The 13,708-nt window shown below is 43.4% G+C and carries 11 protein-coding genes; 9 read left to right on the top strand and 2 right to left on the bottom strand.

Annotation, left to right across the window (positions count from 1 at the left end; all coding sequences use genetic code 11):
* Entirely contained in the window at positions 1–825 is an 825-nt protein-coding gene (locus ABID27_RS02615) for an MBL fold metallo-hydrolase (protein ID WP_354280056.1), read from the bottom strand.
* Positions 826–1,057: 232 nt separating this feature from the next.
* On the opposite strand from ABID27_RS02615, the gene ABID27_RS02610 reads away from it, so the two are divergent.
* Entirely contained in the window at positions 1,058–2,011 is a 954-nt protein-coding gene (locus ABID27_RS02610) for an alpha/beta hydrolase (protein WP_354280054.1), read from the top strand.
* Between the two features lie 27 nt (positions 2,012–2,038).
* Positions 2,039–3,376 (top strand): Na+/H+ antiporter NhaC family protein, encoded by a 1,338-nt coding sequence (locus tag ABID27_RS02605; RefSeq protein WP_354280052.1) that lies wholly within the window; start codon positions 2,039–2,041, stop codon positions 3,374–3,376.
* A gap of 26 nt (positions 3,377–3,402) precedes the next feature.
* Here the strand turns inward: ABID27_RS02605 and ABID27_RS02600 are convergent, their stop codons facing one another.
* Entirely contained in the window at positions 3,403–4,293 is an 891-nt protein-coding gene (locus ABID27_RS02600; RefSeq protein ID WP_253364009.1) for a LysR family transcriptional regulator, read from the bottom strand.
* 159 nt (positions 4,294–4,452) lie between these two features.
* Between ABID27_RS02600 and aroD the strand changes: the two genes are divergently transcribed.
* The 7 genes from aroD (at position 4,453) to rlmD (ending at position 13,699) form a co-directional block, all read left to right on the top strand.
* Positions 4,453–5,226, top strand: coding sequence for a type I 3-dehydroquinate dehydratase (gene aroD / locus ABID27_RS02595; RefSeq protein ID WP_354280050.1), 774 nt, complete (start codon positions 4,453–4,455; stop codon positions 5,224–5,226).
* Between the two features lie 5 nt (positions 5,227–5,231).
* On the top strand, positions 5,232–8,141 hold the full coding sequence (locus ABID27_RS02590) for an FAD-dependent oxidoreductase (protein ID WP_354280048.1): 2,910 nt from the start codon (positions 5,232–5,234) through the stop codon (positions 8,139–8,141).
* 132 nt (positions 8,142–8,273) lie between these two features.
* Positions 8,274–9,551 (top strand): 3-phosphoshikimate 1-carboxyvinyltransferase, encoded by a 1,278-nt coding sequence (aroA, locus tag ABID27_RS02585; RefSeq protein WP_253364015.1) that lies wholly within the window; start codon positions 8,274–8,276, stop codon positions 9,549–9,551.
* Between the two features lie 15 nt (positions 9,552–9,566).
* Positions 9,567–10,067: a shikimate kinase gene (locus ABID27_RS02580; RefSeq protein WP_253364017.1), complete on the top strand. Its 501-nt coding sequence runs from the start codon at positions 9,567–9,569 to the stop codon at positions 10,065–10,067.
* Complete coding sequence (gene pheA / locus ABID27_RS02575; RefSeq protein WP_253364019.1) at positions 10,058–10,885, top strand: prephenate dehydratase; 828 nt, start codon at positions 10,058–10,060, stop codon at positions 10,883–10,885. Before ABID27_RS02580 ends, pheA begins: the two co-directional genes overlap by 10 nt.
* A 12-nt stretch (positions 10,886–10,897) precedes the next feature.
* Positions 10,898–12,256: an LCP family protein gene (locus ABID27_RS02570; protein ID WP_354280046.1), complete on the top strand. Its 1,359-nt coding sequence runs from the start codon at positions 10,898–10,900 to the stop codon at positions 12,254–12,256.
* 87 nt (positions 12,257–12,343) lie between these two features.
* Positions 12,344–13,699, top strand: coding sequence for a 23S rRNA (uracil(1939)-C(5))-methyltransferase RlmD (gene rlmD / locus ABID27_RS02565; protein WP_354280044.1), 1,356 nt, complete (start codon positions 12,344–12,346; stop codon positions 13,697–13,699).
* Positions 13,700–13,708: the final 9 nt, after the last annotated feature.

Here is a 13,708-nt window from a genome sequence, read left to right as displayed (position 1 = left end):
TTACTGTAATATATCATCGAGTTGGTCCATACGGAAACTCATGGCGCAAAAATCAGGATCATCAAAATCTTGACCGTAGTGAAACATGCGCAAGTCAGGTGCATCGGGAATGTCCAATTTTGCATGCTCGGACTGCGTGGGATCAAAGGTGTCAATCAAGTGAAGGACCTGATCTAGAAAGCTAGTCGGAAGTGGTTCTGGCCAGTGAGCGGATAATATTTCTCGTACCGGAAGTGTCTTGACCTTCTCAAGAGTAGCTCGGTACTGGCTAAGTGGTACCCCAGCACCGTAAAAAATACGCTTAACGATAGCATCACCGCTAAAGAAGTAGCGACTTTTATGGTCGAAAAATCCAATAGATCCCTTGGTGTGACCGGGAATAGCAAGAACGGTGATCGTTCGTTTTCCTAAATCAATGATTTGGCCGTCTTCTAGGTAGTCAAAGCGGTAGTCGCCCCCATTTTCTACCTCTGGACAAACTGTCTGATCAGGGACCGTTTCAATTGAAAAGACGAACGCTTCTTGGCTTGGCCATTCATTTTTTCCGATAAAAATCGTGTCGGATTGACGGTTGCCACCCGAGTGGTCTGGATGGACATGACTATTGACCACCATGAGAGGCAGCGAAGTGAGCTGCTCCACATAGGCTTTCAAATCAGAAATACCAAAGCCTGTATCAATCAACCAGGCTTTTTCTTGACCGATAATCAGATAAGAAATAGTAGCCCCAGCCAGGTAATCGTCCCGGTCCTGGGAGAAAACCAGGACATTGAATGGCGTAAGTCTGCTCTGTAATCTGCCAATGCTGGCATTCTCGTAGGCCATTATCTAGTCCGAGTGTGATAGTTGGTTTGCCCATAATATTCTCCTTTTTTATGATTATAGTCCCTTTTTATGAAAAATTCTATAGGATTTTTTATAGGAAAAAACTGAACTATGTATAAAGAAAATCTATGAAATCGGTTTATAAGTTTTATAGAAAGACAATGTGAAAAACTTCTCAAACTATGATAAAATAGAAACAGTTAAAACGATAGATTTGAAAGGAAGTTTATCGATGGAATTGAAATCTTTCCCAGGTTATGAAGACCACCTATTCAGTAATTTGGCAGATGGTAGTGAGGAGACCTTGGCGCGTAAGAAAGCGCAGGGGCAAGCCATGATGGCTTATGAACTTCCAGAAGGAATGACCATGGAAGACCGCACCATCCCTGGTCCAGAAGAAGGTCAAGAGCTCTTGATCCGTGTCTTTACACCAGCAGGATTGCCTGAAAAAGCACCAATGATTTTGGATATTCATGGTGGAGCTTTTGTGTCTGGAACAGTCGCTTTTGACAATGCTCGTTGTATTGGAATTGCAGAGCGCGTGCCCGCGATTGTGGTATCTGTGGAGTATCGTCTCTGCGGTGCAACGGGTTATAGTTTCCCGGTTCCTTTGGAGGATTGCCATGCGGCTTATATGTACATGCATGATCATGCGGAGGAATTTGGTGGAGACCCAGAATGTATGGGACTTCATGGTTCAAGTGCAGGAGGTACCCTTGCAGAAGGTCTGGCCCTCTATCTTCGTGACCACAATGAACCAATGTCTGCCTTGACAGTACTCAATTGCCCAACCTTTGATACGGCGATTGAAGAAACATTTTCATTCCAACAGCTGACCCAGTTGAAAATGGGACCTGCCAATAAAGCTTTTGGCGCTGAATCTGCTTATTTAGGAGGCTACAATGGCCAACAACCATCTTACTACGCCTTCCCGGCTTTCTGCCATGATATTGGTGGGCTTGGTCCAACCATGATTATCGCAGGCGAGTACGATACACTTCGAGATTCGGCTTGGAATTACGGTCAACGTCTCTTGCGTGCAGGTGTGCCAATGGAATTTTTCCTCGCACCACGACTGGGTCATACATTCACAGCAGCACCACACCCGTATACAGACTTTGTTCACGATATGATGGCGTGGTCCTTCAAACGTGAATTTGGCTTGCTAGATGAGTTGAAAAAATAATAAAAAGAATATTTAGGAGAAAAGATTATGAGTCCAGCTATCCTTGCTCTGATAATGCTAGCCATTATTGTTTTCTTTATCTTGTTTGAAAAACAGCTCAAAATTCCAATGAATTTTGTCTTGTTCACCATTCCTGTGATTTTTAGCTTCCTCATGGGCTATGACCTGACACAGACCAGTAACTTTATTTTAACGCAGCTGAGTACGGTGATGAATCAAACGGGCTACATGCTCTTGTTTGGCTTGATTTACTTTGTGATGTTGACAGAGACTGGCATGTTTGACGTGATGGTCAATGCAGTTATGAAAATCATTGGGAATCGCCTCAATGTAGTCGGTATCATGGTTTTGACAACTGTCCTGGGAGCAATCGCCTATTTGACAGCCAATATGTCAACAACTTATCTGATCGTTTTTCCGATTGTCATTCCTCTTTATAAGAAATTCAAGATTGACCGTGACTTTGCCTTTATCATTTGTCAAACAGCGGTTGCAGCTATGTGTTGGTTGCCTTGGGGGATTGGTGTTATCATGTCTGCGATGATGGCAGGCACAGATGCAGAAACCTTGGCTGCTGCTTCAATTCCTTGGGGATTGTGCTTTATTCCAGCCATTATCTTGCAATATGTCTACTTTGCATGGCGCCATAAAAAAGAACATGGTACTCTAGGATTGCCAGAAGGGGCAGAAGCGGAAGCAGATAATGCAGAGGGAGCAAAAGAAAAAGAATTTGCACGTCCTGACTTATTCTGGGTAAACTTCCTTGTCTTTATCTTGGTAATCGTGGCCCTAGCAGTCTTCAAGGTTCCATCTTATCTCGTCTTTGTAGCGGCATCAATGGTCACAGCCTTGATCAACTATCCTAAGAATTTTGGACAAATTTGGAATAAGGCTGGCATGACATTCTTTAACGTTTTAATCATGCTTTTTGCCATCTGTTTCTACCTTGCGATTTTCAATGCAGCACCTGAAGACGGCAGTAAAATGTCAATGGTTGCATCCTTGGCGCAATTGCTAGAAAGTATTTTCCCAGCCTTCTTGCTCAACTACATGCACATCATCTTCTTGTTGTTGGCCGTGCCAATCATCTACTTTGTACCTTATCAATTGTATAACGCTCTCTACCCACTCTTCATCTCAGTAGGTGCAGCCTTTGGATTGTCACCAATCATGATTATTGCACCATTTGTATGTAACCTTGCCTTGGCAACTTCGGTTACACCAATGAACTCAGCGACCTTTGTCGGATGTTCCTTGATTGAGGAAGAAGTCGGACCTTACACACGTCATGCAGCACCAATCATGTTTGTCACAAATATTGTGGTCATCTTGACAGCTGCCTTGTTCGGAGTATTCCATTTCTAAAAAAGTAAACTAGGTTTCATTGAAACCTAGTTTTTCTTATCTTCTTCAAAAAAAGTTAAGCTGTACTGTTTGAATTTTTCTGTCAAAGGAGAAATATAATCTTTCTGCCGTAGAGCGAGATAGATAATCCGTTTTGATAGTGGATTTAGAATAGTGATTTTTTTGACGGGAAATGAGTTGATGCTTGGGATATCTGGCATAATGGCGATTCCAAAGTTTTGAGAAACAAAACCCAGGATACTGAGGTCGCTTTCCAACTCTAATTTAATGGTCGGTTTTAGTCCGAGATTGTCAAAGGTTTGGTCTAGATAAGGACGTAAGCCGCTGCTTTGATTATAGTAGACATAGTCGTAGCGCAAGCTCTCCTCAAGGCTGACTTGGTCAGAGGTGGCAAGTGGATGCTGCTCAGGTACGACTAAAACCAAGTTTTCTGTCGTGAGCGGTTCAAAGCGAATAGCGTCAAAATGGTCGACTTTTGAGACAAAAGCAAGGTCCAATTTTTCATCCATCAGTAGCTGAAGGAGGTGCTTGGAGTTATTTTGTTCAAAGTCAAAATGAACATCTGGATAATCTAGCATAAACTGTTTGAGAAGAGCAGGAGCTTTTTCAATTCCCATGGTATAGATAAAGCCGAGGTGAATCAATCCTTTGTTGGGATCAATTTCTGCTTGAATACGATGATTGCCCTCTTTAAGTGCACTAAGGGATTGCTCCGCTGCATCATAGAAAATTTTTCCATAGCGGGTCAAGCGGATGTTGCGCCCTGTTTTCTTGAAAAGGGGCACACCCAGCTCTTTTTCTAATTCGGAAATCATATAGCTGAGATTGGGCTGAGAGGTGTTGAGCTCTTGTGCAGTACGGGTCATATGTTCTGTTTTTGCCAGGGCAATAAAGTATTCTAAATGTTGTAAATTCATAGGGAACTCCTTGTTATCCACTTTCTATTATACGCTAAATTTGAATGAAAAAAATAAATATTATTGATAGATTGGATAAAATATATTTATTAGATTTATGTATTAGCGTGTGGTATAATTCTAGTGAAAAAACTCACAAAATGGAAAAAGGTGGAAAATATGGTAGAAAATTTCAAACCTGTTACAGTTGGAAACGTGACCTTTGGACAAGGTCGTCCAAAAATTATTGTTCCTTTGGTTGGAAAAACAGCTGAAGAAATTCTTACAGGTGCACGTCAAGCTAAAGACTTGGATTGTGATTTGATTGAATGGCGAATTGATTTTTACGAAAAAGTAACCACTCCATCAGAAGTTGCAGCCTTGTCAAAAGAAGTATGTTCCGCAGTTGAAAAACCAGTTTTGGTAACGTTCCGAACTGCCAAAGAAGGTGGTGTGCTAGAAATTTCAGACCAGCTCTACTTTGACATCTATGCTGCTGTATTGAACGAAGGTCATGCAGACTTGATTGACTTGGAACTCTTTATGTCAGACAAAGAAGTGCAAGAAACCATTGCCTTGGCCCATGAAAAAGGGACAAAAATCATCATGTGTAACCATGATTTTGATGCGACACCAAGCCAAGATGAGATTGAACGCCGTCTCTGTCTCATGGAAGAAAAAAATGCAGATATTTGTAAAATTGCGGTTATGCCACAATCAAATACAGACGTTTTGACCTTGCTTCAAGCTACTGCGACTGTGTATGCGACTGCAACTCGTCCACTCATTACCATGTCTATGGGTGCGCTCGGTATGGTGAGTCGTGTTAGTGGTGAAGTCTTTGGCTCATCAGCGACTTTTGGTGCAGCGGCTAAAGCTTCAGCGCCGGGTCAAGTTCCAGTAGCAGAATTGCGCAACATTCTCTCAACGCTTAAATTAACAAACGAGGACTAAGATACATGACAAAACAACTTTTTGAAACCATTGACTTCAAGTCAGGCGTTAGCTTGAAAAACCGTATTGTTATCTCTCCAATGACAACCCAATCTGCTTACTACGATGGTAGCATGACAGAAGAGTTGATTGAGTATTATGCTCATCGTTCAGGTGAGGTGGGTGCTGTTATTGTGGAATCAGCCTTTGTTGAAAACTATGGCCGTGGTTTCTTCGGTGCTGTAGGTATTGATACGGATGATAAGATTGAAGGGTTGTCACGTGTTGCCAAAGCCATTCAAGCCAAAGGTTCAAAAGCCTTTATCCAGATTTATCACGCAGGTCGTATGGGCTTCCCCAATATGAATGAAGGTCGCAATCCGATTTCAGCATCACCAGTGGCCGCTCTCCGTCCAAATGCACCAGTTCCAACTGAAATGACTCACCAAGAAGTCTTGGCGATGATTGACCATTTTGCTGAAGGGGTACGTCGTGCTATTAAGGCAGGTTTTGATGGGGTCGAACTCCATGGTGCCAATACTTTCCTTTTACAACAATTCTTCTCACCACATTCAAACCGTCGAACGGATGCTTGGGGTGGTAGCCGTGAAAAACGTGCTAAATTTGCGACAGAAGTTGTCAAAGCAGCAAAACGTGTGATGGCTGAAGAAGGGGCTGAAAACTTTGTACTTGGTTACCGCTTCTCACCAGAAGAATTGGAAGAGCCAGGTATCCGCTTTGAAGACACCATGTACTTGCTTCATACCTTAGCAGAATATGATTTGGATTATTTCCATTTCTCACTGGGAATTTACACACGTGGTTCCATTGTAACGCCAGACGATCCAGAAATGCTGATCAGCAAATTTAACAAACTCAAATCAGGTAAATTGGCTGAAACTCCAATCATCGGTGTGGGAAATATTCGCCAAACAGCAGATGCCCAAGGTGCCTTGGAAGCTGGTTATGATGTGATTGCTGTAGGTCAAGGATTCTTGATTGAGCCAAATTGGGTTGAAAAAATCCGTGATAATCAAGAAGTACGTCCATATGCAGATGTTTCTGAACGCGAAGCGCTTGTGGTACCAACACCATTGTGGCACTATATGGATGAAGGTTTCGGTCTCGTAAAAGACATTGAAGCTGAAAAAGCAAAAGCAGAGCGACTCAAAGAATTGATGAGCAAACCGCTTGAATTTACACCAGGACAATACCATGTGACTGCGCAAGGACACAACAGCGAGTTACCAATGGTTGTCACATTTGACCAATCACGTATTATTGGCGTAGAAATTGACAGTGAAGGTGAGTCTGCTGGACTTTCTGACTTGGTATTTGAACGGATGCCAAAACAAATCATCGAATTCCAAACCTTGAATGTAGATGCGGTTTCAGGTGCATCTTCAACAAGTAAAGGGGTTATTGATGGTGTGTCGGATGCGGTTCGTTTGGCAAGTGGTCAGGATGCAGTTGATGTCTTGAAAGCACGCCAAAAACCAGTTATCGAGCGCTCAACAGAAGTCTTGGAAGAAGAAGTTGATGTAGTTATCGTCGGTGGTGGTGCAGCTGGTATTGCCACTTCACTTCGTGCAGATGAGCTCGGTCTCAAAGCAACCTTGATTGAAAAACTCAGCTTTATCGGTGGTGCAATTTCTGTATCAGGTGGTAACCAGGTCGTTACAGGTTCTCGTTTGCAAGTTGAAGAAGGAGTTTCTGATGATACGCCTGAATTGATGGCAGAAGATTTCCTTAAGAACGGGAATAACCAAAACGTTATGGTACTCTTGAATCTCCTTGCCAACAATGTTGGTGCAGCGACTGACTGGGTACATGACTACATCGGAGTAGAATATGACATGGCTGGCGGACTTCACGTGCTTGCTGAATACCGTAAGAACCGTGAATTGGCCTATGCGCACGGTGGACATGGATTTGCCGCATCTGTTCGTGAAAAAATGGCTGCTTCAAATGTCAACCTTCTCCTTCAAACTAAGGCTGAAAAATTGTTGACAGACGGTCAAGGCAATGTCACAGGTTTGGTTGCTGTAGAGGAAAATGGTACAACTCATCGTATCTCTGCTAAAGCCGTTGTCCTTACAACGGGTGGTTATGGTAATAACAAGGCTATGTTGTCAGACGCACTCAAGGACGTTCTCTTCTACGGAACTCGCTCTTCAATGGGTGAAGGTGTGCAAATGGCGCAAGCACCAGAAGTAGATGCCGCAACTCGTATGATGGAACTTGGTAAGATTTATCCAAATGGTGTCGAAGTGTCACCGGGTACAGCTAAGTCAACTATCGGTGGGAACATTGCTATTCTCCGTCGCAACGGTATTTTGGTCAACACCAACGGTCAACGTGTTATCAATGAACGTGCAAGTAACCATGAGATTTTGGATGTTCTGATGGAACAAGATCCAAAACTCCTCTATCTCTTGATGGACCAAGAAACCTTCGATATTTTCCGTAAGGAAATTGCTGAAGGTGGTATTTCAGAAAAAGAAGTCGAAGGCTGGTTGGAAGCAAATGGTAGCAAGACTCCATTCCTCTTCCACGCAGATACCTTGGAAGGTTTGGCTGACTTAGCGGGTATGGATACACAAGCTCTTGCCGATACAGTAGCTCGTTTCAACCAATTTGTAGAAAATGGTAAAGATGAAGATTTCGGTCGTCAAGTCGAATTCTTGCAAACACCAGTTGGTGCTGGTCCATACTACATGATTGAACAAAAACCACGTTTTGCAACAACCATGGGTGGTCTCGTTGTCAACGAAAAACTGGAAGTTCAAAACAATTCTGGTAAGACAATTGGTGGCCTCTATGCAGCCGGTGAAGTCGTTGGTGGTGTCATGGGGACAGACTCTCCTTCAGGTGCTAACAACGCTTGGGCTCTTACATCAGGTAAATTGGCAGCGGAAAATATTCAAGCCAAATAATATGAAATCAATAAGCTGGGGTTACCCCAGCTTATTTTTTATACACTATTTATGGGAATTTTCAGAACATTTCGCTTTTTCATTGATTTTATGGTAAAATAAGGGATATGATTCCATGAGAGGTAGGATAGTATGCAATTAAAAACGGGTGTGAAACACCTTCAAGGAACTATTCGTGTTCCGGGAGATAAGTCCATTAGTCACCGTTCCATTATGTTTGGAAGTCTAGCTAAGGGGATTACAAAAGTATATGATATTTTGCGTGGGGAAGATGTCTTGTCGACCATGCAAGTCTTCCGTGATATGGGAGTTGTTATTGAGGATAAAGGAGATGTCGTTGAGGTTCATGGTCTTGGCTTTGATGGTCTTCAAGCTCCGAAAAATCCGCTAGATATGGGTAATTCAGGGACGTCTATCCGATTGATTTCAGGTGTCTTAGCAGGACAGGATTTTCAAGCGACCATGTTTGGCGATGACTCACTTTCTAAGCGTCCAATGGACCGAGTGACTATTCCGCTCAAGCAAATGGGAGTGGAGATTTCGGGTCAGACAGAGCGGGATTTGCCTCCGTTGACGATTCATGGCAGTCAGCAACTCAAACCCATTACTTATCAGTTGCCAGTGGCTTCTGCCCAAGTCAAGTCAGCCTTGATTTTTGCGGCCCTGCAGGCTGAGGGAGAGTCGGTGATTGTTGAGAAAGAATTGACACGCAATCACACTGAAGACATGATTCGTCAGTTTGGTGGTGAGATTGCTGTCAATGGAAAAGAAATCCGTATCAAGGGGAGACAAACATTTACAGCCCAAAAGGTGGTGGTGCCTGGGGACATTTCAAGTGCAGCCTTTTGGCTGGTTGCAGGTCTCATCATTCCCAATAGTCGAATCGTCCTTGAAAATGTCGGTATCAATGAAACGCGTACGGGTATCATTGATGTCATTCAAGCTATGGGTGGAAAATTAACCATTAGCAATCGGGATGAGATTGCTAAGTCAGCGACCTTGACTGTTGAGACTTCGGACTTACATGGGACAGAAATTGGTGGCGACCTCATTCCTCGTTTGATTGACGAGTTACCGATTATTAGTCTTTTGGCGACACAGGCCAATGGGACAACTGTTATTCGCGATGCAGAAGAGCTCAAGGTCAAAGAAACGGACCGCATTCAAGTGGTGGCAGATGCCCTCAATAGCATGGGTGCCAACATTACACCGACGGACGACGGTATGATTATCCAAGGCAAGACAAGTCTCCACGGAACGGATGTCAACACCTTTGGGGATCATCGGATTGGAATGATGACAGCTATCGCGGCTCTATTGGTCGAAGAGGGACAGGTAAACTTGGACCGAGCAGAGGCTATCAACACCAGCTACCCAAGCTTTTTCGCAGACTTGGATTCACTACTTTAGAAAGGAAAAGATAGTATGGCAATTTTATTACTTGGATTTATGGGAGCAGGAAAGACTACGGTGGCGTCTTATCTACAAGAACATTATGAGCAGTTTTTAGATATGGATATGATTATTGAAGAAAAAATCGGAATGTCCATTACAGAATTTTTTTCCAAGGAGGGGGAAGCAGCCTTTCGTGTCATCGAATCAGAAACATTAGAAGAACTGTTACAGACTCCAGGGGAGGTCATCATTTCAACAGGTGGTGGTGTCGTTATTTCGGAGAAAAACCGTGAATTATTGCGGTCGAATCGAAAGCACAATGTTTTGCTAGCAGCCTCGTTCGAAGTACTCTATGATCGCATTGCTAACGATAAAATTTTCCAACGCCCTCTTTTCCTCAATAACTCAAAAGAAGACTTTCATGGGATTTACGAGCGTCGGATGATGCTCTATGAGGGATTATCAGACTTGATTATCAATACAGATAATCGCAGTCCAGAAGAAGTAGCAAGGATTATCAGATGCGTATAGCCTATCTTGGACCACGTGGCTCCTTTACTCACCACGTTGCGAGTCAGGCTTTTCCAGAGGAGGAGCTGGTCTCTTTCAAGACTATTACGGATGTTATCAAGGCTTTTGAGCGAGGAGAGGTGGCTCATTCAGTTGTCCCAGTTGAAAATTCGATTGAGGGCTCTGTTCACGAAACCTTGGATTATTTGTTTCATCAGGCGGACATTCATGCAGTGGCAGAGGTGATTCAGCCGATTGCCCAGCAACTGATGGCGACTTCGGCTACAAAGCCGATTGAAGTCATCTATTCTCATCCACAGGCCATTGCTCAAGGGAAGCGGTACATTCTGGAACATTATCCACAGGCCAAGATTGAGATGACAGCTAGCACAGCCTATGCAGCCCGTCTGGTTGCGGATAATCCCGCCCAGCCTTATGCTGCCATTGCCCCTCAAGCAGCGGCAAGTGAGTATGGTTTGGAAGTCATTGCCCAAGATATCCAGGAAATGGATGAGAACTTTACACGTTTTTGGATTTTGGGAAAGGAACAGGTCTGTCTTCCCCTGGAAAGTCAGGTCAATAAAATCTCTCTTGCTCTTACTCTGCCAGACAATCTTCCAGGTGCTCTGTATAAGGCCATGTCCGTTTTTGCTTGGAGAGGCATAGACTTGACCAAGATAGAAAGTCGTCCTTTGAAAACGGCCTTGGGCGAATATTATTTCATCTTGGATGCGGTTCATAAAGAGGCTGACCTAGTGGGCTTTGCCTTGAAAGAATTGACAAGTCTCGGCATTTCATATAAAATACTAGGGTACTATTTGGTATATATTGTCAAATAGGAAGGAATACCGATGAGAAATAATAAACGGCCCCTCAGTCATCATGAGGAACTCAGACTGGATTATCTGCAGAAGAATATCCATTTTTTAAACGATAAGGAAAAGCGGGAGTTAGCTTTTTTAAATTATAAAGATCAATATGGGGCAGAAAGTGCCTCTCTTCAGTCATGGCAGCTAAGCTCTTATGAGGAAGAACAGGAAATCCCAATCAGAGGACGCAAGCAATTCCTTGATGATGATGTGGAAGATTTGCCGGAATACCCACGAGAAAGACCAAGTCGCTCTCGTGCTCGTAAAGCTGAGAAAAAGAGCAGACCAAAGGTTGTGCGCGTGCCAAAAGAGGTAGCGATGCCAACTCCGCCCCAGCCAAAAGTAAAAAAGCCTCGTAAAAAAGGCCGAGTAAAACGCTTTTTCAAGTGGCTTGCCTTTCTTTTACTTGCTGTCCTAGCGGGTATGGGCTTTATGTTTTACAAGGGGATGAAATCAATCCAAGATAGCCCAAATGCTAAGGCTGCCGAAACAGAAGTTTTCCACGGGAAAGACACTAAGGATGGGGTTAATATCTTAGTCCTTGGTACAGATGGCCGTGTTGGTGAGACATCTGATATGACGCGGACGGACTCTGTTATGGTGGTCAACATCAATAATTCTGAGAAGAAGGTCAAGATTGTCAGCTTTATGCGTGATACTCTGATCAACATTGATGGCAATGACTACAAGTTGAATGTGGCTTATACTTTTGGTGAGCAAAATAATCATCAGGGGGCTGAAAATGTCCGTGAAGTGCTGAAAGAGAATTTTGATATTGATATTAAGCATTATGCCCTGGTTGACTTTTCAACCTTTGCAACGGCTATTGATACCATTTTCCCAGAAGGTGTCACAATTGATGCTCAATTTTCTACCATTGATGGCGTGGACGTGTCAGCAGTGGATGTGCCGGACGATTTGAACATGAAAGACGGTGTGGTTCCAAATCAGACTATCACAGAAGGTAAGCAGAAAATGGACGGACGTACCTTGCTCAACTATGCTCGTTTCCGTAAGGATGACGAGGGTGATTACGGGCGTACACGTCGTCAGCAGCAGGTTTTGAGTGCTGTATTGACCCAGGTGAAAAATCCGACTAAGCTCTTTACAGGTTCGGAAGCGCTGGGGAAAGTTTACTCTTTGACATCTACCAGCATCCCATTTAGCTTTATTTTGACAAATGGCTTGGGTGCAACTGTCGATGGAGCAAACGGTGTGTCACAGACGACCATTCCAGAAAATGGCGATTGGACTGATGAGTTTGACGTGTATGGTGGTTCAGGTCTCAAGGTTGACTTTGAAAAATACAAACAAAAACTAGCGGACATGGGCTTCCGTTAGGCACCATTCACTCTCTAAATATGGTATACTAGAAGGGCCTTCGGTCGCTTCTTTTTTTGTAAATAGACCGAAATAGAAAGTAGAAACATGTTAAAGAAAAATGATATTGTAGAAGCAAAAATTGTCGATTTGACACATGAAGGACAAGGGATTGCAAAGGTAGACGGTTTTGTCTTTTTTGTTGAAAATGCCTTGCCAGATGAAGTCATTGCCATGCGGGTGCTGAAACTCCGTAAAAATATCGGTTACGGGAAAGTGGAAGAATATATCGAAAAATCGCCATATCGCAATGAGAGCTTGGATGCGGCTTATTTGCGGACGGGGATTGCAGACTTGGGGCACTTAGCCTATGAGCAACAATTGAGTTTTAAGCAAAAGCAAGTGGCGGATAACTTGTATAAGACAGCACATATTTCGGATGTGGAAGTAGCACCAACAGTGGGAATGGACCATCCATTTGCCTACCGTAATAAAGCTCAAGTGCCTGTTCGTCGTGTCAATGGTCTCTTGGAGACTGGTTTTTTCCGTAAAAATTCACATGACCTCATGCCTATTGATGATTTTTTGATTCAGGAAAAAGAGATTGATGCTCTTATCAATTTTACGCGTGACTTGCTTCGCCGCTTTGATATCAAACCTTACGATGAGAAGGAGCAGTCTGGCTTAATCCGCAATATCGCCGTTCGTCGTGGTCATTATACTGGTCAGATTATGCTTGTGTTGGTAACGACTCGTCCGAAGATTTTCCGTATTGAACAGATGATGGAGCAGATTCGGGCGGAATTTCCACAAGTTGTATCTATTATTCAAAATATCAACGACAAAAATACTAATGCGATTTTCGGCCCTGAATTCCGTACGCTTTATGGCAAAGACACGATTGAAGATCAGATGCTTGGAAATACCTATGAAATCTCGGCTCAATCTTTTTATCAAGTTAATACTGAAATGGCTGAAAAACTGTATCAGCAGGCCATTGACTTTTCAGAATTGGCGGCTGATGACGTGGTCATCGATGCTTACTCAGGGATTGGAACGATCGGGCTTTCTGTTGCCAAGAAGGTTAAGCATGTCTACGGCGTTGAAGTGATTGAAAAAGCTGTTGCAGACGCTAAGAAAAATGCGGAGCGAAATGGCATCACCAATAGCACTTATGTATCAGACAGTGCTGAAAATGCCATGGCCAAATGGGTCAAAGATGGCATTAAACCAACTGTTATCATGGTAGATCCACCGCGTAAAGGGTTGACAGAAAGCTTTATCCGCTCTGCAGCACAAACTGGTGCGGACAAGGTGACCTATATCTCCTGCAATCCAGCAACCATGGCGCGTGACATCGCACTCTTTGAAGAACTGGGCTATAAATTGACTAAAGTACAACCCGTCGATTTATTCCCGAATACACATCACGTGGAGACTATAGCGTTGATACAAAAGATGTAAATATAGAAA

The organism is Streptococcus gallinaceus (genome assembly GCF_040545695.1).
Classification (GTDB): domain Bacteria; phylum Bacillota; class Bacilli; order Lactobacillales; family Streptococcaceae; genus Streptococcus; species Streptococcus gallinaceus.
This window is presented reverse-complemented; position numbering and strand designations above follow the sequence as displayed.